At 71.5% G+C, this 21,751-nt stretch carries 23 protein-coding genes; 19 read left to right on the forward strand and 4 right to left on the reverse strand.

Annotated features, from left to right (window positions below):
• Positions 1–63: 63 nt before the first annotated feature.
• Complete coding sequence (locus FJQ57_RS01205) at positions 64–804, reverse strand: response regulator transcription factor (protein WP_139977425.1); 741 nt, start codon at positions 802–804, stop codon at positions 64–66.
• A 117-nt stretch (positions 805–921) separates the two neighbouring features.
• On the opposite strand from FJQ57_RS01205, the gene FJQ57_RS01210 reads away from it, so the two are divergent.
• From FJQ57_RS01210 to FJQ57_RS01250, 10 genes are all read left to right on the forward strand, one after another.
• The gene (locus FJQ57_RS01210; RefSeq protein WP_139977426.1) at positions 922–1,194 is read left to right on the forward strand and encodes a MoaD/ThiS family protein; all 273 of its coding nucleotides are present in this window, start codon (positions 922–924) and stop codon (positions 1,192–1,194) included.
• A 152-nt stretch (positions 1,195–1,346) separates the two neighbouring features.
• Positions 1,347–5,138 carry an alpha/beta hydrolase family protein gene (locus tag FJQ57_RS01215; protein WP_139977427.1) on the forward strand — a complete coding sequence of 1,264 codons (3,792 nt, stop codon included), beginning with the start codon at positions 1,347–1,349 and terminating at the stop codon, positions 5,136–5,138.
• A gap of 183 nt (positions 5,139–5,321) precedes the next feature.
• The gene (locus FJQ57_RS01220) at positions 5,322–5,657 is read left to right on the forward strand and encodes a TlpA family protein disulfide reductase (protein ID WP_246081534.1); all 336 of its coding nucleotides are present in this window, start codon (positions 5,322–5,324) and stop codon (positions 5,655–5,657) included.
• A 16-nt stretch (positions 5,658–5,673) separates the two neighbouring features.
• Entirely contained in the window at positions 5,674–6,423 is a 750-nt protein-coding gene (locus FJQ57_RS01225; RefSeq protein WP_139977429.1) for an ATP-binding protein, read from the forward strand.
• Between the two features lie 13 nt (positions 6,424–6,436).
• Positions 6,437–6,694: a hypothetical protein gene (locus tag FJQ57_RS22145; protein WP_170219214.1), complete on the forward strand. Its 258-nt coding sequence runs from the start codon at positions 6,437–6,439 to the stop codon at positions 6,692–6,694.
• Complete coding sequence (locus FJQ57_RS01230; RefSeq protein ID WP_170219215.1) at positions 6,691–7,596, forward strand: nucleotidyltransferase family protein; 906 nt, start codon at positions 6,691–6,693, stop codon at positions 7,594–7,596. Before FJQ57_RS22145 ends, FJQ57_RS01230 begins: the two co-directional genes overlap by 4 nt.
• Positions 7,589–7,870 carry a hypothetical protein gene (locus FJQ57_RS01235; RefSeq protein ID WP_139977431.1) on the forward strand — a complete coding sequence of 94 codons (282 nt, stop codon included), beginning with the start codon at positions 7,589–7,591 and terminating at the stop codon, positions 7,868–7,870. The genes FJQ57_RS01230 and FJQ57_RS01235 overlap by 8 nt, the downstream gene beginning before the upstream one ends.
• Before the next feature lie 185 nt (positions 7,871–8,055).
• The gene (locus tag FJQ57_RS01240; protein WP_139977432.1) at positions 8,056–8,529 is read left to right on the forward strand and encodes a DUF4395 domain-containing protein; all 474 of its coding nucleotides are present in this window, start codon (positions 8,056–8,058) and stop codon (positions 8,527–8,529) included.
• Positions 8,530–8,554: 25 nt separating this feature from the next.
• Entirely contained in the window at positions 8,555–9,409 is an 855-nt protein-coding gene (locus FJQ57_RS01245; RefSeq protein ID WP_139977433.1) for a sulfurtransferase, read from the forward strand.
• Positions 9,409–9,708 (forward strand): DUF1416 domain-containing protein, encoded by a 300-nt coding sequence (locus tag FJQ57_RS01250; protein WP_139977434.1) that lies wholly within the window; start codon positions 9,409–9,411, stop codon positions 9,706–9,708. Before FJQ57_RS01245 ends, FJQ57_RS01250 begins: the two co-directional genes overlap by 1 nt.
• 324 nt (positions 9,709–10,032) lie before the next feature.
• Here the strand turns inward: FJQ57_RS01250 and FJQ57_RS01255 are convergent, their stop codons facing one another.
• Entirely contained in the window at positions 10,033–11,202 is a 1,170-nt protein-coding gene (locus FJQ57_RS01255) for a nucleotide sugar dehydrogenase (protein ID WP_139977435.1), read from the reverse strand.
• Positions 11,203–11,230: 28 nt separating this feature from the next.
• Positions 11,231–11,656: a D-aminoacyl-tRNA deacylase gene (gene dtd, locus FJQ57_RS01260; protein ID WP_139977436.1), complete on the reverse strand. Its 426-nt coding sequence runs from the start codon at positions 11,654–11,656 to the stop codon at positions 11,231–11,233.
• A 25-nt stretch (positions 11,657–11,681) separates the two neighbouring features.
• Here dtd and FJQ57_RS01265 point away from each other — a divergent pair, with 25 nt between their 5' ends.
• A complete protein-coding gene (locus tag FJQ57_RS01265) occupies positions 11,682–11,903 on the forward strand; it encodes a hypothetical protein (protein WP_139977437.1) in 222 nt (73 codons plus the stop codon).
• Between the two features lie 275 nt (positions 11,904–12,178).
• Positions 12,179–12,970, forward strand: coding sequence for an alpha-1,2-fucosyltransferase (locus FJQ57_RS01270; RefSeq protein WP_170219216.1), 792 nt, complete (start codon positions 12,179–12,181; stop codon positions 12,968–12,970).
• Positions 12,971–13,552: 582 nt separating this feature from the next.
• On the opposite strand, the gene FJQ57_RS01275 is transcribed toward FJQ57_RS01270, so the two are convergent.
• Complete coding sequence (locus tag FJQ57_RS01275; protein ID WP_170219217.1) at positions 13,553–14,635, reverse strand: acyltransferase family protein; 1,083 nt, start codon at positions 14,633–14,635, stop codon at positions 13,553–13,555.
• Positions 14,636–14,787: 152 nt separating this feature from the next.
• Here FJQ57_RS01275 and FJQ57_RS01280 point away from each other — a divergent pair, with 152 nt between their 5' ends.
• From FJQ57_RS01280 to FJQ57_RS01310, 7 genes are all read left to right on the forward strand, one after another.
• Positions 14,788–15,645 (forward strand): beta-keto acid cleavage family enzyme, encoded by an 858-nt coding sequence (locus tag FJQ57_RS01280; protein ID WP_139977440.1) that lies wholly within the window; start codon positions 14,788–14,790, stop codon positions 15,643–15,645.
• A 21-nt stretch (positions 15,646–15,666) separates the two neighbouring features.
• Positions 15,667–16,161 (forward strand): heme-binding beta-barrel domain-containing protein, encoded by a 495-nt coding sequence (locus FJQ57_RS01285; RefSeq protein WP_139977441.1) that lies wholly within the window; start codon positions 15,667–15,669, stop codon positions 16,159–16,161.
• Entirely contained in the window at positions 16,154–16,588 is a 435-nt protein-coding gene (locus tag FJQ57_RS01290) for a Fur family transcriptional regulator (protein WP_139977442.1), read from the forward strand. The genes FJQ57_RS01285 and FJQ57_RS01290 overlap by 8 nt, the downstream gene beginning before the upstream one ends.
• Before the next feature lie 196 nt (positions 16,589–16,784).
• Positions 16,785–18,515, forward strand: a complete 1,731-nt coding sequence (locus tag FJQ57_RS01295; protein ID WP_170219218.1) for a DUF4012 domain-containing protein — start codon at positions 16,785–16,787, stop codon at positions 18,513–18,515.
• A 136-nt stretch (positions 18,516–18,651) separates the two neighbouring features.
• Positions 18,652–19,080, forward strand: coding sequence for an Ig-like domain repeat protein (locus tag FJQ57_RS01300; RefSeq protein WP_139977444.1), 429 nt, complete (start codon positions 18,652–18,654; stop codon positions 19,078–19,080).
• A 78-nt stretch (positions 19,081–19,158) separates the two neighbouring features.
• On the forward strand, positions 19,159–20,907 hold the full coding sequence (locus FJQ57_RS01305) for a DUF4012 domain-containing protein (RefSeq protein ID WP_139977445.1): 1,749 nt from the start codon (positions 19,159–19,161) through the stop codon (positions 20,905–20,907).
• Positions 20,908–21,092: 185 nt separating this feature from the next.
• The gene (locus FJQ57_RS01310; RefSeq protein WP_139977446.1) at positions 21,093–21,644 is read left to right on the forward strand and encodes a hypothetical protein; all 552 of its coding nucleotides are present in this window, start codon (positions 21,093–21,095) and stop codon (positions 21,642–21,644) included.
• Positions 21,645–21,751: the final 107 nt, after the last annotated feature.

The following is a 21,751-nucleotide window of genomic DNA, read 5'->3' on the forward strand; positions in this document are numbered from 1 at the left end:
CAGGCCGACGCTAGGTAGGTGGCGTGCCGCGTCGGTGAGGCCCCGGCGAACGGCGGGTGAGGGCTAGGCGTCCTGGCTGTCGCGGGCCGCCGAGCGGGACGCGTCGGCCGCGGCCTCCTTCTCCTTGGCGGGGAGCACGAAGCGGTAGCCGACGTTGCGGACGGTGCCGATGAGGGTCTCGTTCTCGACGCCGAGCTTGGCACGCAGGCGGCGCACGTGGACGTCGACGGTGCGGGTGCCGCCGAAGTAGTCGTAGCCCCAGACCTCCTGCAGCAGCTGCTGGCGGCTGAACACCCGGCCCGGGTGCTGGGCCAGGAACTTCAGCAGCTCGAACTCCTTGAACGTCAGGTCGAGCGGCCGCTTGCCGATCTTGGCGGTGTACGTCGCCTCGTCGACCACGACCTCGCCGGAGCGGATCACGTGGGCGTCGGGGTCGGCGGCGTCGCGCGCGGCGGCGAGGCGACCGGTGGCCAGCCGGAGCCGCGCCTCGAGCTCGGCCGGGCCGCAGGTGTGCAGCACCACGTCGTCCATGCCCCAGTCGTGGGCCACCACGGCCAGCCCGCCCTCGGTGACCACGAGCAGCACGGGGGCGTCGCTGCCCGTCGCCCGGATGAGGCGGCACAGGTCGCGGGCGCCGGCGAGGTCCTGGCGGCCGTCGACGAGGAGGACGTCGGAGTCGGGCGCCTCGAGCAGGGCGCTGCCCTCGGCGGGCAGGATCTTGACCGAGTGGCCGAGCAGCGAGAGCGCGGGCAGCACCTCGGCCGAGGGCTGCAGGGCACTGGTCAGCAGCAGCAGGGCGCTCATGTGGTCTCCTCCGCGGGTCACGCGTGGCGAGACCGGGACACGTCGTCGGGCACCGGCCGGGTTAACTGGTCCAACAGGTTACCGAAACGCGCGGGACACACGAGGGGAATGTCGGAGATGGAGACGAACGTCATCCGGGTGCGCTACTGGGCCTCGGCCCGGGCCGCGGCCGGCACCGACGCCGAGGACGTCGCCGTCGACGGCCCCGTCACCCTCGCCGACCTGCGCGCCCGCCTCGCCGAGGCCCACCCCGGTACGACGCTCGCGCGCGTCCTCGACGTCTGCTCGGTGCTGCTCGGCGACCGGCCGGTCAAGGGGCAGGACCCCGCCACCGTCACCGTCGACCCCGGCACGACGGTGGAGTTCCTGCCGCCCTTCGCCGGCGGCTGAGGAGCCACGATCGGCCCCGGGTGACGAGTTGTGACCGGGCGGCCGACCGAAGTCCCTCCCGGTGACCGCGCAGAAACCTCGGGGTAATCGCGCGTCCCTACGGTCGCCGGGCCGGGGTCGTCCGACCCGGGTGGAATCCCGGAGGAGACCCCGTGCCCAAGCTGTGCCCGCGCGCCCTGAGCCTCGCCCTGGGTGGCGCGCTCCTCGCCGCACCCCTGGTCGGCATCGCGCCGTCCCCGGCCCGAGCGGCCGACCCCACCGTCGTCTCGGGCGACGACTGGACCGTGAGCCAGGTGGCCGGTGGCTACCAGGTCGTCGTCGACCTCGACACCCCGTTGGCCGTCCGCAGCGACGCGCCCACCGTCGTCGTGGACGGCGCCCCGGTCGGCATCGCGACCGAGGCTGCCGACGGGCGGTCGCTGTCGGTGTTCACGACCGACCCGGCCGTGCTCGACGCCACCGACGTCAGCCCCGGCTGGGCCAGCGAGGCAGAGACGGCGAGCGCCTCCCCGTCGGCCCGCACCCTCGAGGTGCCCGCGCAGCAGCGCCGGGCTCGTCGCGCGCTCGACGTCGACCCGGCCGAGCCCGGTGACTACGAGTGGACCGAGTCGATCTACCTCTTCGGTGACCAGTCCGTGCCGCTGGCCGCGATCGGTGGGATCCGCGGCGAGCTCGAGGGCAAGCTCTACCTGCCCACGACCGGCGGCCCCCGCCCGACCGTCGTGCTCCTCCACGGCCGCCACACCTCCTGCTACGGCACCGGCCCGAGCAACCCGCTGCGCTGGCCGTGCGCGGTCTCGCCCGACAGCACCGACCGCAAGTCGATCCCCAGCTACGCCGGGTACGACGGCACCGCGCGGGCGCTGGCCAGCCGCGGCTACTCGGTGGTCTCCATCTCGGCCAACGCCATCAACTCCAACGACAACCAGCTCGCCGCCGACCAGGGCGCCCAGGCCCGCGGCCAGCTCGTCCTCGACACCCTCTCCATGCTCGAGAAGGCCACCGCCGGCGACCCGGTGAGCCACTACGACGCCTGGCAGGACCGCACCCGCACCCTCGACGAGGCCCTCGCCGACGGCACCGCGTCGTACGCCGCCCGCGCGGACGGGTTCGTCGGCGGCGCGCCCGAGCTCGACACCGTCACCGCGGCCGACCTGGTCGGCAAGTTCGACCTGAGCACGATCGGCCTCATGGGCCACTCCCGCGGCGGTGAGGGCGTCACCTCGGCCGCGGTCCTCAACCAGGCGCTGGCGGAGCCGTGGGCGATCGAGTCGGTCCTGCCGCTCGCGCCGGTCGACTTCGGCCGGATGACGGTGCCGGGCGTGCCGATGAACGTGCTGCTGCCCTACTGCGACGGCGACGTGTCCAACCAGCAGGGCCAGCACCTGCTCGACGACTCCCGCTACGCCTTCGGCGACGACGTGCTCCGCGCCGGCACCTGGGTGATGGGCGCCAACCACAACTTCTACAACACGGTGTGGACCCCCGGCCGCTACGCCTACAGCGTCAGCGACGACTGGTCCGGCAGCACCGCGCGCCGCACCGAGCCGATCTGCGGCACCGACCCGACGGTCGCGGCCACCTCGATCCGGATGACCGCCGCGGAGCAGTACGCCCAGGGCACGTCGTACATGACGGCGTGGTTCCGGCTGACCCTCGGCGGCGAGACCGCCTTCCTGCCGATGTTCGACGGCACCGGCCAGGTGCCGGCCGCGCTCGGCGGCGAGGACGTGCGCACCCAGGCCACCGCGCCGTCCTCGGCCCGCTCGACCATCACGACCTTCGAGGCCCCCAGCTCGCTCGTGCGGACCTTCGGCACCGCCACGGCCACGCCGTGCGCCAGCACCGGTGGCCGGACGACGTCGCAGGTGCTCCCGCCCTGCGCCACCACCCTGGGCACCGCGCAGGTGCCGCACTGGACCCCGGCCTCCAACGGCGGCAACGTGCCGGCCTCGCCCATGACCCGGATGGCCTGGACCTCCGAGACCGGTGCGGTCCGCGTCACCGTCCCGGCCGCGCGCCGCGACGCCTCGGGCTTCGAGCGGCTCTCGGTCAAGGTCGCGGCCGACGAGACGGTCACCACCGGCACCGAGCTCACCATGACCGTCGTCGACGGCGCCGGCGCCACCTGGTCCTCGCCCGTCTCGGCGCTCAACCCGCTGGCGCTGGTCCGGCTCCCCACCTCGGCCAGCACCTCGGCCACCTCGACGCTGAAGAAGATCGTGCTGCAGCAGGTCAACGTCCCCGTCGCCACCCTGGCCGGGGCCGGCCTCGCCACGACCGACCTGCGCGAGGTGCGCTTCACCGCCGGCACGGGTGCGGACGGCACGCCGGCCGGGGCGGCGTACCTCTCCGACCTCGCGTTCGAGCGGTCCTCCGTCGGCACGGTCGACAACTCCGCCCGTCCCGTCGTCGACGTCTTCGCGCCGTCGGTCGACGAGGGCTCGGCGCCCGGGACCTACGACCTCGCGGTCTACCTCGACGGTCCGGCCACGACCCCGGTGACGGGCTACGTCTCCCTCCTCGGCTCGAGCACCAACCGGGCCGGCGCCACGATGGAGCGGGTCACCTTCGCCCCCGGCGAGACCTGCGCGGTCGTGACCGCCGCGATCCAGGGCGACACCGTCGCGAGCACGACCAACGGGTCGGTCGTCAAGGCGAGCGTCATCAACGTCTCCGGCGCCCTGCAGGGCACGCGGGCCATCGTCAGCACCACCTTCCGCGAGGACGACGGCACCGTGGCCCCCACGACCCCGGCGGGCTCGGAGGCCCCCGCGGTGCTGCCGCCGGTCGGCGTCCCGGCCGCCGACGTGTGCGCCGAGCGCGAGACAGCCCTCGCCGGTGGTGAGGTCGTCACGGCAGCGACCGCCGCCCCGGGGAGCACGACGCCCGTCAGCGCCGCCGGCTTCCGCTCCGGCGAGTCGGTGACCTTCGCGGCCGCAGGCATCGCCCCGGTCAACGTCGTCGCCGACGCGACCGGCCTGGCCAGCACCGAGCTGGCCCTGCCGGCCGACCTCGCCACGGGCCCGCTGCCCGTCACGGCCACGGGCTTCGGCACCGGCCGGGTCGCCGCGGGCACCCTGGGCGTCCGGGGCGCCAGCACCACGACGCTGACCCTCTCGCCGGAGGCGCCGACCCTGCGGACGCCGGTGACGTTGACCGCCACGGTCACCGCCGCCGACACCGCGGGCACCGTGGAGTTCCTCGACGGCACGACCTCGCTCGGCACGGCCGAGACCGTCGACGGGGTCGCCACGCTGACCGTGCCGGGCTTCGGCGGCGGGGAGCACACCCTCACCGCGGTCTTCGCCCGCACCGAGAGCACCGAGGGCTCCACCTCGGCCCCGGTCGCCTTCACCCTCGACCCGCGGGCCAGCACCGCCGTGCTGACCGTGGCGCCGGCCCGGGCCGTCTTCGGCACCCCGGTGACCGTCGACGTCGCCGTCCCCGGCGAGACCGAGGGTGACGTCGCGATGGCGATCGCCGGCCGCTACGTCACCGTTCCGCTCGACGCCACCGGGCACGCCCGGCTGCCGCTTCCGGCCTCGACCCCGGCCGGTACCTATCCGGTCGCCGCCCGGTTCACCGGCAACGCCGACGCCGCTCCCTCGGCCGTCGTCACCGGCTCCGTGGTGGTCGCCCCCAAGGCGACGACCACCGCCGTCCGGGCGGCGCGCACCGTGCGCCCGGGCCGTGCCGTCAAGGTCACGGTCGTCGTCGGGGGCAAGGTCGCCGGTGTGGCCCCGACGGGGCAGGTGACCCTGGAGGTCTCGGGCGCGATGTCCCGGACTCGGGTCAAGGCCCTGCCGGCCTCGGGCACGGTGACCTTCACCGTCACCGCACCGCGCAACGGGCGCAAGCTGGACCTGCGGGCGTCGTACGCCGCTCGCGGCAGCTACGCCCCGAGCACCTCGAAGGCCACGGTGGTGCGGATCCGCCGCTGACCCCGCCCACCACGGGAGCCCGGACCGACGCACGTCGGTCCGGGCTCCTGCGCGTGGGAACAAGCCTGCGCACCGACCCGTTCACCCGACGTGAGCACGGGTGCGTACGTCGTCGTGGCCGCCGTGGTCCTCGCCGTGGCGTTCGGCCTGTGGCGGCGGCATACCGACGGGAGGTTCGGAGCGGTGGGTGCGAACGAGTCGCAGGAGCACTCGGTCCTGGCGGGCACGCCCTGGCAGGACGACCTGGGGGAGCGGGCGACGCTGCTGCAGTTCTCGAGCGCGTTCTGCGCGCCGTGCCGCACCACCCGCGTGGTCCTGGCCGACGTCGCGACCCAGCACGACGGGGTGGCGCACGTCGAGGTCGACGCCGAGAAGCACCTCGACCTCGTGCGCACGCTGGGCATCACGCGGACCCCCACGACGATCGTGCTCGACCCCGCCGGTCGCGAGCTGGGTCGGGCCTCGGGTGCCCCGACCCGGGAGCAGGTCCTGCGTTCCCTGCCCGGCGGAGCCGCCTGAGACCTACGATCACGAGGTGATCGAGGTGCCCCTGCGGGTGATGGACACCCGTGTCGTGGCCGAGGTCTCGGGCGACGCGGCCGAGGTGTTCGCCGCCGACGTGCGCCGGGCCTGGACCCGCTGCCTCGACGACGACGACGCCCCGGGCGAGCCCGACGTCCGGGTGCCGGCGGTCCTCGACGACGAGGCCGGGCTGCTCCAGGCGATGGACGCCCTGTCGCCGGCCGTCACCGTGGCCGCGATCGGCCACCAGGCGGGGCAGGTGCTGATGCTCCACGCGGCCGGCCTGGCCGACGCCGAGGGCCGCACGGTCGCGCTGGTCGGGCCCAGCGGCACGGGCAAGACCACGGCCTCGCGCCACCTCGCCACCCGGCTGGGCTACGTCACCGACGAGACCGTGGCGGTCCGGGCCGACGGCTCGATCGCGGCCTACCCCAAGCCGCTCTCGGTGCGCCTCGACGGTGACGTCTTCAAGACCCAGGTGGCGGTCGACGACCTCGGCGCCACGCCCGAGCGGCCCCACCTGCACCGGGTGGTCGTGCTGCGGCGCGACGGCGCCGAGGAGGCGTGGGTCGAGGACGTGCCGCTGCTCGAGGCCATGGCCACCGTGGCCACCGAGACCTCCTACCTGGCCCGCATGGAGCAGCCGCTGCACCACCTGGCCGAGGTGCTGGAGGCCCGGGGCGGCCTGCGGGTCCTGCACTACCGCGACGCCGACCAGCTGGGGCCGATGGTCGACGCGCTGCTGGCCGAGGACGGGGCGTGAGCGGCCGATGCACGTGACCCGCACCCCCTGGACCGACTGGTACGTCGACGGCGACCGCTCGGCGGTGTTCGTCGACGGCGAGGTGCTCGTGCTCTCGGAGCTGGCGACCGAGGTGCTGCACCACGTCGCCCCCGACGCCGGCGCGGACCTCGCGGCCCTGGCCGAGGCGCTCACCGCCGCGTTCGGCGCGCCGCCCGACGGCGACGCCACGGCAGCCACCGAGGGCGTGGTGCGCGAGCTCGCCGACCGCGGCGTCCTGGCCGTCTCGTGACCGACGCGCCCTCGCTCACCCTCGACGAGGGCGTCGAGCTCGGCTACGCCCTCGTCCTGCGGGTCGCGGCCGACGCCGGCGTACGCGCCCTGCCCATCAAGGGGCCGGTCCTCTCCCGGCAGGGGCTGCGGGCGCACCGCTCGTCGGCCGACGTCGACGTGCTCGTCGACCCGGCTGGCCTCCCGCGGGTGCAGGCCGCCCTCGAGGCGATCGGCTGGCACGACGACGGGTTCTACGACACCCCGGGCATCGTGCCGTGGCACTCGGTCAACCACCGCCACCCGCAGTGGCCGTGCGAGGTCGACCTGCACCACTGGTTCCCGGGCTTCCTGGCCGACCCCGGCGTCGTCTTCGACGTCCTGTGGGCCCGTCGTACGACGGTCGAGCTGGCCGCCCGGTCGATCGACGCCCCCGACGTGGTGGCCCACGCCGCGATCATCGCGCTCCACCACCTGCGCGACGGCCACGACACCTACAAGCAGGGCCTGCTCGTCGACCTCGCCGCGGTCGTCGCGGGCTGGACCGACGACCGGCGTGACGACCTCGCCCGGCTTGCCGCCGCGACGGGGGCGAGCCACGCGCTGGCGCCCTTCCTGCAGCAGGTGGGCGTGCCGGTCCTCGCCGCGACCGTGCCGCTGGCCATCCCCACCCGCGACTGGGACCTGCGCTCGCAGACCCACACGACCGAGGTCTTCCCGTGGCTGGTCGGCCTCAGCCGCACGCCGTGGCACCGTCGGCCCGCTTTCGTGTGGCAGGCCTGGCGCACCGGTGACCAGGCCGTCCGCCGGGCAGGCGAGTCCGACCGCCGCGCGGTGGCCGCCGCCCGCCGGGCCCGGCTGCGCCGGGCCGCCCGGGCGATGCCGGACGCGGTGCGCGAGTACCGGAGGCTGCGCCGTGGTTGAGGTCGTGCGTCGCGCGACCGAGGTGGCGTGGGTCGAGTCCGCCGACCGGGTGGTCGTGTGCCGGCTCGACGAGCCGGGTGCCGACCCGCTGGTGCTGGCCGGGAGCGCCGCCGTGCTGTGGCTCGCGCTCGGTGACGGGCTCGCGCTGGACGCGCTCGTGGCCGAGGCCGCCGCGGCGTACGACGAGAGCCTGGACGTCGTGGGGCCCGGTGTGCGAGCGTGGGTCGACCAGGCCGTCGAGTCCCACATCGTGGACCTCGCGTCCGCGGAATGAGACCCGGGCGGGAATGAACCGCGCCGCGTCCGTACTGTTCAGGGTGTGTCGACGACCTGGCTGACCAAGCGCCGCGCGGTGGACCACTGCCGCACGCGCTCGGCGCTGTGTCGCGCCCGCTGACGCCTCAGCCCGACGCCCCGCCTCGCGGGGCCCCCGTCAGCCACTCCCGCAGGAGAGCAGTCATGTCCGCACCGACCCAGGTGCCCGCCCCGGCTCGGGGCATCGACCCGCGTGGTCCGCAGTTCACCGCCTCGGTCACCGCCGTGGTGCTCGCGGTGGTGCTGCTGGCCCCCGAGCCGGTCGCGCTGGTGCTGCTCGTCGTCCAGGCCCTGCTGTTCGGCTCGGGCGCCCTGGCCGGGGTGCAGCGCACGCCGCTCGCCTGGGTCTTCCGCACCGCCGTCCGGCCGCGGCTCGCCGCCCCCGACCACCTCGAGGACCCGGCGCCGCCGCGCTTCGCGCAGGCCGTCGGCCTGGGCTTCGCGGTCCTCGGCCTCGTCGGCCTGGTGGCCGGCGTACCGGCCCTGTTCTACGTCGCCACCGGCGCCGCGCTCGTCGCCGCCCTGCTCAACGCGGCCTTCGCGTTCTGCCTGGGCTGCGAGGTCTACCTGCTCGTCCGTCGCACCACCCACCGCGGCTCCGTCGCCGCATCCCACTGACCCCGAAGGAAAGGCACCACACCACATGAGCCGCGAAGACGCTCTCGTCACCACCCAGTGGGTCGAGGACAACCTCGACACCCCGGGCATCGTGCTCGTCGAGGTGGACGAGGACACCACCGCCTACGACAAGGGCCACATCCGGGGAGCGATCAAGCTCGACTGGACCACCGACCTGCAGGACCAGGTCCGCCGCGACTTCGTCAACAAGCAGCAGTTCGAGGAGCTCCTGTCGTCGAAAGGCATCAGCAACGACGACACCGTCGTGCTGTACGGCGGCAACAACAACTGGTTCGCCGCCTACGCCTACTGGTACTTCACCCTCTACGGCCACGCCGACGTCAAGCTGATGGACGGCGGCCGCAAGAAGTGGGAGCTCGACTCCCGCGAGCTCGTCGACGAGGTGCCCGAGCGCGAGCGCACGTCGTACACCGCGCAGGAGCAGGACACGTCCATCCGCGCGTTCCGCGACGACACCGTCAACGCGATCGGTGTCTCCAACCTCATCGACGTGCGCAGCCCCGACGAGTACGCCGGCCGCCTGCTCGCCCCGGCCCACCTGCCGCAGGAGCAGTCGCAGCGCGCGGGCCACGTGCCCACCTCGCTCAACGTGCCGTGGAGCAAGAACTGCAACGACGACGGCACCTTCAAGTCCGATGACGAGCTCAAGGCGCTCTACGACGAGGTCGGCATCGACGACTCCAAGGACACCATCGCCCTGTGCCGCATCGGCGAGCGCTCCTCGCTGACCTGGTTCGTGCTCAAGGAGTTGCTCGGCCACCAGAACGTCAAGAACTACGACGGCTCCTGGACCGAATACGGCTCCCTGGTGGGCGTCCCGATCGCTCTCGGCGACGAGCCCGGATCGGCGGATGCCTGATGTGCGGCGCGAAGGAGGGCGGCCTGTCCCTTGATGGCGTCAACGTCGCCAAGGAGGCCGTGATCCAGGGCCAGGTCACGCGTGAGGGCGAGCCCGTCGGCAACGCCTACGTGCGGCTGCTCGACAAGGCCGGCGAGTTCACCGCCGAGGTGCCCACCTCGGCCAGCGGCCACTTCCGGTTCTTCGCCGGCGAGGGCCAGTGGACCCTGCGCACCCTGGCCCCCCAGGCCAGCCCGGTCGACAAGAAGGTGCACGCCGCCGTCGGCAGCGTCGCCGAGGTGACCATTCCGATCGCCTGACCACACCGCACCCCCGTACGAGGGCCCGCCGCTCCTCGCGGCGGGCCGTCGTCGCGTCCGGTCGGACGGTGGCTGAGGTGCGAGGAGCCCTGGCGACGACCCTCGAAGCCTCCCCGACCACGACGAGGCCCGCGACCGCGGGACACGGTGAGAGCGGAACGTTCCGGGTGTACCCATTATTTGGGCACGTCGGAGACAAATACGGCTTACGGTCGCTGTGCCGCCTAGCGCCATCCCTGTCCCCCAGTAGGCGCTGCGGCGGCAGGCGTCTCGCTTCGACCGTGGGGGGAGGAGCGAGACGCCGCCCCCCGCGGGCTCGGCGCCCTAGGAGTCGGTGCCGAACAGGTCGCGCGTGTAGACCTTGGCCGCGACGTCGGCGAGCGCGTCGGTGCGCCGGTTGGTGATGATGAGGTCGGAGCGCTTCTTGAACTCGTCGAGGTCTTCGAGCACCTCGGAGTTGAAGAACAACTCGTCCTCGATGGTGGGCTCGTAGACGATGACCTCGACGCCCTTGGCCTTGAGGCGCTTCATGACGCCCTGGATGCTCGAGGCGCGGAAGTTGTCGGAGCCGGCCTTCATGATGAGCCGGTAGATCCCGACGGTGCGCGGCTGGTGGCGCAGCACGTCGGCGGCGATGAAGTCCTTGCGCGTCGTGTTGGCCTCGACGATGGCACTGATGAGGTTCTGCGGCACGTTGCGGTAGTTGGCCTGCAGCTGCTTGGTGTCCTTGGGCAGGCAGTAGCCGCCGTACCCGAAAGACGGGTTGTTGTAGTGCGTACCGATCCGCGGGTCGAGCCCGACGCCCTCGATGACCTGCCGTGAGTCCAGGCCGTGCACGGCGGCGTAGGTGTCGAGCTCGTTGAAGTAGGCGACGCGCAGGGCGAGGTAGGTGTTGGCGAACAGCTTGATCGCCTCGGCCTCGGTGGGGTCGGTCAGCAGCACCGGTACGTCGGTCTCGGCCGACCCCTGCAGCAGCAGGTCGGCGAAGGTGCGGGCGGCCTCGGTGGTGTCGCCGACGACGATGCGGTTCGGGTGGAGGTTGTCGTGGAGGGCGCGGCCCTCGCGCAGGAACTCCGGCGAGAAGACGATGGAGGCGCCCGGGTGGTCCTCGCGCAGCCGCTTCGTGAACCCGACGGGCACCGTCGACTTGATGACCACCGTCGCCGACGGCTCGACCTCCAGCGCCTCGGCCACGACGGCCTCGACGGAGGAGGTGTCGAAGTAGTTGGTGCGCTCGTCGTAGTTGGTCGGGGTGGCCACGACGACGTAGTCGGCGCCCGGATAGGCGCTGCGGGCATCGGTGGTCGCGGTGAGGTCGAGCTCCTGCGTGGCGAGGTGCTCGGACAGCTCGGCGTCCTCGATGGGCGACCGGCGCTGGGCGACGAGCCCGACACGCTCGGCGTCGAGGTCGACCGCGACCACCTCGGAGTGCTGGGCGAGCACGGCCGCGTTGGAGAGGCCCACGTAGCCCAGCCCGACGACGACGATCTTCACGCCGCACACCCTAGGCGCGCGGCGGCGTTCACTTCTCCAACAGCACGGTGAACGGCCCGTCGTTCACCGACGACACCCTCATGTCCGCCCCGAAGCGGCCCCGCGCCACCGGCGCGCCGAGGCGTTCGAGCTCGTCGCACACCGCGTCGTACGCCGGCTCGCTGACCGGGCCGGGCGCCGCGGCCTCCCACGTGGGGCGCCGGCCCTTGCGCGCGTCGCCGTACAGGGTGAACTGGCTGACGACCAGCACGGGCGCGTCGACGTCGGAGGCCGACTGCTCCTCGCGCAGGATGCGCAGTCCCCAGATCTTGCGGGCCGTCCACGCGATCTCGTCGGGGCCGTCGCCGTGGGTGACGCCGAGGTAGACCAGCAGCCCGGGCTCGTCGATCGCCCCGACGACCTCACCGTCGACGACCACCGATGCGGACGTCACCCGCTGCACCACCGCACGCACAGGGTGCAGTCTCTACCCTGGCGCCGTGCTCCGTCGTGCCGCCCTGCTCCTTGTGCTCGCCGGCGTGGCGGGGTGCGGCGGGACCGAGTCGACTGATGGAGGCGAGCCGCAAGCCGAGCATGGGCCGCGTGTGCTGTTCGCCGGCGACTTCATCGCGGAGGACTGTTACGCCTCCTCGGCCGACCGCGGCTTCGTCTCCCTCGTCACCGAGGCGCTCGACGCCACCCCGGTGCGGGCCACGCAGTGAGGCGCCCGCTCCTGGCGCATCGCAGAGCGGGACCTGACTGGAGTGCTTCCCGTTCTAGGCTGCTCAGGCCAAACTGAGGCGTGTCCAGCACGTGACCAGCCGGTCGGTCTGATGCGGGGTCTTGGGAATTGGTTGTCGCGTGGTGAAGCCAATCCCGCCCTCAAGGAGGTCCTGGCTAGCGGCCCCGCCGCAGTCACGATTCCAGCGCTTCCACCGACATCTCGTTACTGACCGCTTAGGCTGCGTGAGTGCGTGGGGTTGATCGGCTCAGAGAGGTGGCGGCGAAGCCGCTGCGTAGAGGCCCACGCTCGGTCATCTGGGCCCCAGAAGTCGGTCTGGGGTTCGGCAACGTCCTCTACCTATGGCTGGCAGCGGCTACGCGCCAGGCTTCGGGCGAAGACGTTCGGGTGCTCGCGCCCCCTGGGTTGTCATTCTGGTTGGAGCGATTTCCCGAGTTGAGAGGTTTGTCCGTCAGTCGCGACGCAGTTCGGCCTTCAGATCAACGTGAACACCTGTGGGGGTCTCGGTTTGGTGAAGACTTCGACCGCAGCGACCTGCACGGCTTCATCACTAGCTACCTCCTGCCCGGCTTGAGGAGTACGGCTCGACAGGCCGACGGATTAGTTCTCAACGTGCGGCGCGGAAACTACTATTCGGAGCCACATTTTCGGGGCACTTACTCCTTCGACATCCCGGCCTACGTGGAAATCGCCCTCGGCAGAGTCAAAGCCGAGGCGCGCCAGCAGATCCGCGTGGTCTCGGATGACATCGATTGGTGCCGGCTGAAACTCGGCAACCTTCTAGATGCCAGATCTGAAAAGGTCGAGTACGTGCCACCTGGGCAGCCTCCCCAGGCCCATTTCGACGCCGTGGCGACTTCGAGGTGCATCATCGGAACAAATTCGACGTTTTCATATTGGGGTGGATATATCAGCACAGTCCTATTCGCTGATTCCAGAATTGTGATGCCGCGTTTCCATGCCCGTTTGGCCCCCGACCCATCTGCCTATCAACTTGATCCTGCGTGGGATGTTGTCCATGATTTACCCGGGGGGTGGGACCAGTGAGTAATAGGGCCGCCGTTCCTGACGCCCGTGTGCCCTCATCGAGCTCGTCGACCACACGCTTGTAGTTATTAAATCTACTGGCGTCTATCATTCGGTCATCGAGAACTAAGCAAGTCTCGACCTTGCGACTAGCTGGGCGCAGTGCTTTGCATAGGTGATTGCCAGCGGCGCACGAACCCGTCTCAGGATGCTCCATCCGTCACAACATTGTTCCACAGTCCTGTGTTTGGGTGCGCGCGGGCGAAGCAGCCGGCCTCGATCGCCGCGCCAGTTCGCGCGGCTGGAACTTATCTACCAGTTTCGAGTTATCGCGCCAACTAGTGACTGCGGGAGCAGCGGTCAGGCTGAGCGCCGCTCGTAGATCGGGGACCTCGCCCGCCCACGTGTCCTCCGATCCATTTCTTTGTAGGCTCTTAGTCCGGCTCAGCTCATCCAGTTGTGTGGACCTGTCCTCCTTGTGAGCCACTCGAACCCACGGTCTCAGGAGCGGAGCAAGCACCACAGAAGGTCCAGCCGACACCATCAAACGTTGGCACTTCGCCCTACACCCCGTCGCGCAACCGCCTTTGGGTGTATACGTCGTCAGGGCGAGAGATTGCCCTTGGCGGGGGTGGGTCGAATAAATTGACTTCGCTTGGCGGATGGTTGCTCAACAGTGACGTACAGCAGCAAGCCAACAACGTACGAGGCCGCTAGCGCCACCGTCAGGCCTATTCCCAGGCTGATCATCCACGAGGTACCCGTCTTTTGGAACCAGTAGAAGAAAACGAGCAGGACGGGCTGGTGCATTAGGTAGAAGCTGTAACTAACCTGCCCGGCCCGTTCGGCCAATTTCCAGACAGTCCCCCGCTCACCCAGCGTCACTACCAACAGGCACAGGGATCCGCCAGCCGCGCCCCACGCCAACAGGGACGGGCCAAGAAGGTTCAGCGTCGAGAGGGTTACTCCCGCGATGACGGCTGCGAACGCAGCAGATGCCGACACGAGAGTTGATACCGATCGGCGACTGATTAGTTGTGCGCACCACATTCCAATAGCGAACTGAACTAATCGGGCCGGAAGAACCAAATGCATTGATGGGCCATCTATTGGGGCCTCAAACCAGGCGACCGCGAGTACTCCACTGATCACCACGAGCGACGACAATGAGAAACGCTGCCACCAGAGAACTAGCAATGGAAAGACGAGGTACAGCGATACCTCAAGTGCCACGCTCCAGAGCGACCCGTTCACGGTGCCCTCGACTCCGGCCCATGCCTGCAAGAACATTGCGGCAAGAGCGATGTCACCGGCGTTCGCTTGCTCGGCGACTACCCAGTGCCACGTTCCCGGACCGATTGCCAGAGCAGACGCGACTGCGAGCGCGACGTAGTACGGCGGCGCAATCCTGTAGGCCCGTCGTTTGTAGAAAGAGTGGACATCGACCGAACGCGAACTCTTGGTATAGGGAAGCGCAAGGCAGAAACCCGATACGACGATGAAAACGTCTACTCCGTGGGCCCCTGTGACGAAGAGGTTGTTCAGCATCGGCGGCATCTGCTCGGCAAACCGGCCGTATGGCGGGACGTGGCAGATGAAGACCGCGAGCGCAGCAGCGGCTCGAAGGGTATCGATCCCCGCGTAGCGCGGGCGGGGAGGGCTTCCTACCCCCGTTTGAGCGGTCACTCGCCGAATGCTAGGCGTGACTGGACGATCCGGGCCCGTTTCGGACGATGCTCAGGACGCTGTCTACAGCCAGACCAGACTCGGGCCAGCACGCACGGCGGCAAAGCCCACACTTGCTAATGAAACGCGTAACCCCTGACACCATCGGTCATATGCCCGACCGACCCACCGCTCCGCCCCCCGAGGCGCTCCTCATCACCGTCGCCCCCACCGGGGCCGAGACCAGCAAGGCCGACTGCCCCCAACTCCCCACCACCCTGGAGGAGCTCGTCGCCACCGCCCGCGAGTGCGAAGCGGCCGGCGCCGCGATGATTCATGTCCACATCCGCGACGAGGAGCACCGACCGTCCCTCGACGGCGGCCGGCTGCGCGCCACGGTCGACGCGCTGCGCTCCGAGACCGACTTCGTCGTCCAGCTCTCCACGGGCGGCAGCGTCCACGACCCGCTCGACCTGCGCCTGCAGGTCCTCGACGCAGCCCCCGACTCCTGCAGCCTGACCATGGGCACCACCAATTTCGGCGACGACGTCTTCTCCAACCCCTGGCCCTTCGTCCGCGACCTCTACCGGCTCTCCCAGGAGCGCGAGGTCGTGCCGGAGTTCGAGCTGTTCGACCTCGGCCACGTCGCGGCGCTCACCCGCCTGCTCAAGCTCGACGGCCTCCCGTACGGCGGCAAGGTGCACGTCGACCTCGTCATGGGGGTCCCCGGAGGCATGCCCGGTACGACGGACGCGCTGGTCGCCGCGGTCGCCGCCCTCCCGCCCGAGGTGACCTCGTGGGGCGCCACCGGCATCGGCCGCTCGACCCTCGCGGTCGGCCTGGCCTCGCTCAGCAAGGGCGGCCACCTGCGCGTCGGCATGGAGGACGTGCTGACGCTCGCGCGCGGCGTACCGGTCGAGAGCAACCGGCAGCTGGTCGAGCGCGCCGTCGCGATGGGGGAGCTCGCGCAGCGCCGTCCGATGACCACGGCCGAGGCGCGCGTTCTGCTGGGGGTCAGGCCGGCCGCCTGAGCGTCACTAGACTCGGCTGTCATGCCGTTCCAGATCCCCGACAACCTCCACCCCGACTGCGGACCACTGGTCTGGCTGCTGGGCACCTGGCAGGGCAACGGCCACGGCGACTACCCCACGATCGACGCCTTCCAGTACGGCCAGGAGCTGGTCTTCCAGCAGGACGGCCGCCCCTTCTTCCACTACTTCGCCCGCTCCTGGGTGATCGACGAGCAGGGCGAGAAGGTGCGCGACGCCGCCCAGGAGACCGGGTTCCTCCGTGCCGTCGGCGACGGCAAGGTCGAGCTGGTGCTCACGCACAACACCGGCGTCACCGAGGTCTGGTACGGCCTCGCCGAGGCCGGCAAGCTCGAGCTCCGCACCGCGGGCGTCAGCTTCACCGAGACGGCCAAGGAGGTCGTCTCCGGCCACCGGCTCTACGGCAACGTCGAGGGCGACCTGCTCTACGCCTACGACATGGAGGCGATGGGGCAGGAGCTGCAGCCGCACCTGTGGGCCAGGCTCCGCCGTGCCTGACCCGTCGGAGGACTGGCGTGCCCGGCTCCGCGGGCAGGGCTACCGGCTGACCCCCCAGCGCGAGCTCATCCTCGGCGCGATCGAGGAGCTCGGCCACGCGACCCCCGACGAGGTGCTCGCCCACGTCCAGGCCCGGGTCTCCTCGGTCAACGCCTCGACGGTCTACCGCACGCTCGAGGTGCTCGAGGGCCTCGGCCTGGTGCGCCACACGCACTTGAGCGACCGCGCGCCGACCTACCACTCGGTGAGTGGGCACGAGCACTTCCACGTCAAGTGCCGCGAGTGCGGCGAGGTGGTCTCGCTCGACGTCGAGGTGGCCGACGGGCTGACGCGGCGGCTCGAGGACGATCTCGGGTTCGTCGCCGACGTGGGGCACCTGACGGTGTTCGGGCGCTGCCGCGCCTGCCGCGAGGCCCAGAGCAGCTGAAGCTCCCCCCGACTGCCACCTGGGGTGACAGACTCCGGGGTCTCGGATACCCCCACCCCGTTGCTCCCGGGAGTCCTCGATGAAGCGCCTGGCCCGTCGGCCTCGACCTCGGCTGAGCCGTTCCCTGCGGCCGCTCGAGTCGCAGCGGCCCTCGGGTCGGTCCCGCAGGTCCCGCCGCCGACGCCTGCGCCGACGCGTGCTCGGTGGGGTCGTCGCCGCCGTCGTGCTGGCAGTGGCGTGGACGGCGTGGGTCCTGTGGGACACCCAGCGCGACCTCGTGGCCGCCGACCGCGACGGACGAGCGCTGCGCGCGGCCCTCGAGCGCGACGACACCCGCGCCGCCCGGGCCGCGCTGGCCTCCCTGCAGCAGAACGCCGCCGCGGCCGAGGCCCACACCGACGGCCCGTGGTGGTCGCTGCTGGCCCTCGCGCCGGCGTACGGCGACGACCTGGCGGGGGTGCGCGGAGCCGCTGCGGCCGTCGACGAGCTGGCCACCGGTGCGATGCCGCAGCTGGTCGAGGTGCAGGACCAGCTCGACTCCGTGCTGGTCGACCGGCGCGTCGACCTCGACGTGGTGGGCGGGCTGGGGGAGCGCCTGTCGGTCGCCGAGGTGTCGACGTCCCGCGCCGCCGACGACCTCGACGGCCTGTCCAGCACCGGCTACGACGCTCGCCTGCGCGGCCGGTTCGACGAGCTCGCCGGCATCGTGCGGGGCCTCGAGCGCGACGTGGCGGCCGCGTCGACGGCGGCCGACCTCGCCCCGACCCTCCTCGGCGCCGACGGCCCGCGCGACTACCTCGTCGTGTTCCAGAACAACGCCGAGGTCCGCGCCACCGGTGGCCTGTCGGGGGCCTGGGCGCGGCTGCACCTCGACGACGGTCGCCTGACCCTGCCCGAGCAGGGCTCGTCGGGTGACTTCCCGGCCGCGGACGACCCGGTCGCGCCCGTCACCGCCGAGGAGCGCGAGGTGTACGGCGACGTCCTGGTCCGCTACTTCCAGGACCCCCTCATGCAGCCCGACTTCCAGCGCGGGGCCGAGCTGTTCGACGCCTTCTGGCGCAGCCAGGACCCCGCCCGCGACCTCGACGGCGTCCTCACCGTCGACGTGGTCGGCCTGTCCTACCTGATGCGGGGCGGGCCGCCGGTCACCGTCGACGGCTACCGCGTCGAGGCGACCAACGTCGCCTCGGTCCTGATGCACCAGATCTACCTCAAGGTCCGCGACCCCGAGGCCCAGGACGACCTCTTCGCGCGGCTGGCGTCGAAGGCCTTCGACCAGGCCACCGCCGGCTCGATCGACCCCACCGATCTCGTGCAGGGCGTGTACGACGCCGTGGGGGAGCGCCGGTTGATGTTCTCCTCCCTCCGCGACGACGTGGCGGCCCGGCTCGACGGCACCCGGATCGCGGGGCAGGTGCCCGCCGACGACGGCGAGGCTCCCCGGGTGGCGGTGACCCTCAACGACGCGACCGCCTCGAAGATGTCCTACTTCCTCGACCACGACACCGAGGTCGTCGCCACCGGCTGCGGCGACGACGGCGTGCAGCAGCTGCTCACCACCGTCCGACTGAGGCAGACCGTCAGTCGCGAGACCGCGGCCGGGCTGCCGGCGTACATCACGGGTGGGGGGCAGTACGGCGTCCCCGTCGGCACCCAGCAGGTGCTGCTCCGCATCTTCTCCCCGGCCCGCGGCACCATCGGTGAGGTCACGGTCGCCGGGGTGCCCGTGCCGCGGTTCACGGTCGCGACGATCGGCTCCCGCCAGGTCATCACGCTCGTCGTCGCCGTGGACGGCAGCGCCGACGTCGAGGTCCGTGCCGCCGTCTCCGGCGGAGCCGGGCAGAGGGCCGACGGCTCTCTCGTGACCACGCCCGGCACCGTGCGCGGAACCGGTGACGGACGGTTCGAGAGTGCCTGCGCGGGCTAGACCGCAGCCCCGGTCACGCAACCTTTACCTGCCAGGGCGTGAACTCTGACCAATCGGCGTCGGTGGCCTCAGTGCGTGTGATTCACTCTCGCCTTGTAGTCGACCACCGTCTCGGACCATGTCCCCAGGAGCTCCCGTGAAGCGTCTCGTCCTTGGCCTGCTGGCCACCTTGCTCGTGGCGGCGGGCCTCGTCTCGGCGTCGTCGACCCCCGCCAGCGCCGCCTGCCCCTACACCAACTGCATCCAGACCAGCCTCAACTCGGAGGGCCCGCGGGTCATCCGCCAGGGCAAGAAGGCGACGATCAAGGTGGGTGTCCGCGCTGCGGGCAACGTCTACCCCACGGGCACCGTGCGCTTCACCGTCTACAAGAAGGGCCAGCGCGGCTCGATCTTCCAGCGCACCAAGAACGTGAGCCCGGCCGAGCGCTACGTCTCGCGCACCCGGTTCACCACCCCGCGCCTCAGCCCGGGCACCTACACCATCCGCATGCGCTACACGCCGACCGCTGGCTCGGTCTTCAAGGTGTCGACCAACAAGCGCACGCTGACCGTCCGCCGTCGCTGACCCCGTCCCACCCGCAGGCCCCGGAGCGTCCGCTCCGGGGCCTCGCCACGTCCTCACCCTGTCCTCGGGAGTCCCACCGTGCTGACCCGTCGCCGCGTCGTCGCGGCCGTCGTCCTCCTGCTGCTGGCCGCGGTGGCCTACACCATCTGGCTCCTGTACGCCGCCCAGCGCGACCTCCGCGCGGCCGAGGACGACGCCCGGGCCCTGCAGTCGGCCATCGAGGCGGGCGACACCGGTCAGGCCCGCACGGCGCTCGCGGCGCTCCAGGACTCGGCGGGGGCGGCCCGCAACGACACCGACGGCCCGTGGTGGTCCGTCATGACCCTCTTCCCGTCGGTGGGTGACGACCTCGAGGGCGTCCGGGGCGTCAGCGCGTCGCTCGACGAGATCGCCGGGACCGCCGGACCGCGCCTGCTCGACCTCGAGGACGGCCTGGCCGGGGTCGTCACCGACGGGCAGGTCGACCTCGACGCCCTCAGCGGCATCACCGACGGCGTCCTCGAGGCCGACGCCTCGGCCGGGCGTGCTCTCGGCGAGGTAGCCGACCTCGACACCAGCGGCTACTCGAGCCTCCTCCAGGGGCCCGTCGACGAGTACGTCGACCAGGTCAGCGACCTCCGCTCCACCCTCGCCGGCGCCGCGACGGCGGCCCGGGTCGCCCCGACCATGCTGGGCGCCGACGGGCCGCGCGACTACCTCGTCGTCTTCCAGAACAACGCTGAGGTCCGGTCAACCGGTGGCTTGTCCGGGGCCTGGGCCCGCATCCACACCGAGGACGGCAAGATCGGGCTGCGCGAGCAGGGCTCGGCCGGCGACTTCCCGGTGGCCGACCCGCCCCTGGTCGAGGTCTCCGCGGAGGAGGAGGCGGTCTATGGCGACGTCATCGCCCGCTACTTCCAGGACCCCGTGATGGTGCCGGACTTCCCGCGTGCGGCCCAGCTGTTCGACGCCTTCTGGCAGGAGGAGCGCCCGGGTGGGCCCGAGGTCGACCTCGACGGCGTCGTCTCGATCGACACCGTGGGGCTGTCCTACCTGCTGCGGGCCACCGACCCCATCACCAGCGACGGCTACACGCTGACCCCCGACACTGCCGTCCAGCTGCTGCTCAACCAGGTCTACCGCGACATCGACGACCCCGCCCGCCAGGACGAGGTCTTCGCCGGCGCCGCGTCCGCCGTGTTCGCTGCCGCCACCACCGGCACCACCTCGCCCCGCGAGCTCGTCCGGGCCGTCGACCAGGCGGTGGGGGAGCGCCGGCTGATGATCGCCTCCTTCGAGGACGAGGTGCAGGGCGAGCTGGCCGGCACCCGGGTGGCCGCAGAGCTGAGCGGCGACGACGGCGCCACCCCGCACGTCGACGTCACCGTCAACGATGCGACCGGCTCGAAGATGTCCTACTACCTCGACCACGACACCCAGGTCCGCGCCACCGGCTGCGAGGGCGGGGTCCAGCAGCTCGCCGGCACCATGACGCTGCGCCAGACCATCCCCGAGGCCGAGGCCGCCCAGCTGCCCCGCTACATCACCGGTGGTGGTGTCTTCGGGGTCAAGCCCGGCACCCAGCAGGTGCTGGTGCGGCTGTACGCGCCGTACGGCGGCGAGCTCGGCAAGGTCACGGTCGACGGCGTCGAAGTGCCCCGCTTCACCGTCGCGACCATCGACGACCGCCAGGTCATCACCCTGGCCATCGCCACCAACGGCTCCGCCGACGTGCCGATCGAGTTCGCCATGACCTCCGGCACCGACCAGGACGGCGCCGGCGTCGTGCAGACCACGCCGAGGGCCACCACCGGCAGCAGCGACTCCACCTTCCCTTCCGCCTGCTGAGAGCGCCACTGCTGGCAGGGCCTGAGCCGGGCGGTGGCTGAGGTGCGAGCGCAGCGAGCCTCGAAGCCCCGCGCGCTCACGTGACTGTCACACCCCCGGCGCATGTACCCCCTGGGGCATGGGTACAGTCGCGCGCGGCGCCGAACGCGGGCGCTCGCACTCTCCCCCCACGCAGAAGGTCCCCCATGACCGACATCCCGTCGCGCCCTAACAACCCCACCCACGTGACCCGCCGCTCGGTCGTCCGTACCGCCGGCGCAGCCGCCTGGACTGCGCCCGTCATCGTGGCGGCCACTGCCGTCCCCGCCGTCGCCGCCTCCGGCATCGACTTGGACATCGTCAACATGACCGGGTCGCGCAGCGTGACGGTGACCTACAACTACGGCATCCTCCAGTTCCAGGTGCAGAACAACTCGACCACGCCCTGGACCGGCGCCCTGACGGTGTCGGTCACGGTGAACGCCACGACGGGGGACGCGTCCGGTCCTGCCGTGTCGCCCAACAGCGGTGCCGGGTGGGCCCAGGCTTCGGTGAGCGAGACGGGCACCGGCTTCACCGCCACCTACACGCGGGCCTCGGCGACCCTCGCCGTCGGGGCGACGACTCCGATCCTCCGGATCTACTTCAACTCCGCGACGCTGGCGCTGATCCAGACGGGGGGCACGGGATCGGCCACCGTGACCTCGCCGGCCAGCGCGAACAACCAAGGGGCCACGAAGAACTACCCGGCGTCCTGACGGGAGGCCGGCCGCCCGCCTCCGTCCCCAGGAGGCACCGGGTCTAGACCTGTCGGCCCGATGACGGGCATCCGGTGCCTCATGGCGGCATTCTGGGCCGTCGGGGG

The sequence above is a fragment of the Nocardioides litoris genome, from assembly GCF_006346315.1.
GTDB classification, from domain to species: domain Bacteria; phylum Actinomycetota; class Actinomycetes; order Propionibacteriales; family Nocardioidaceae; genus Nocardioides; species Nocardioides litoris.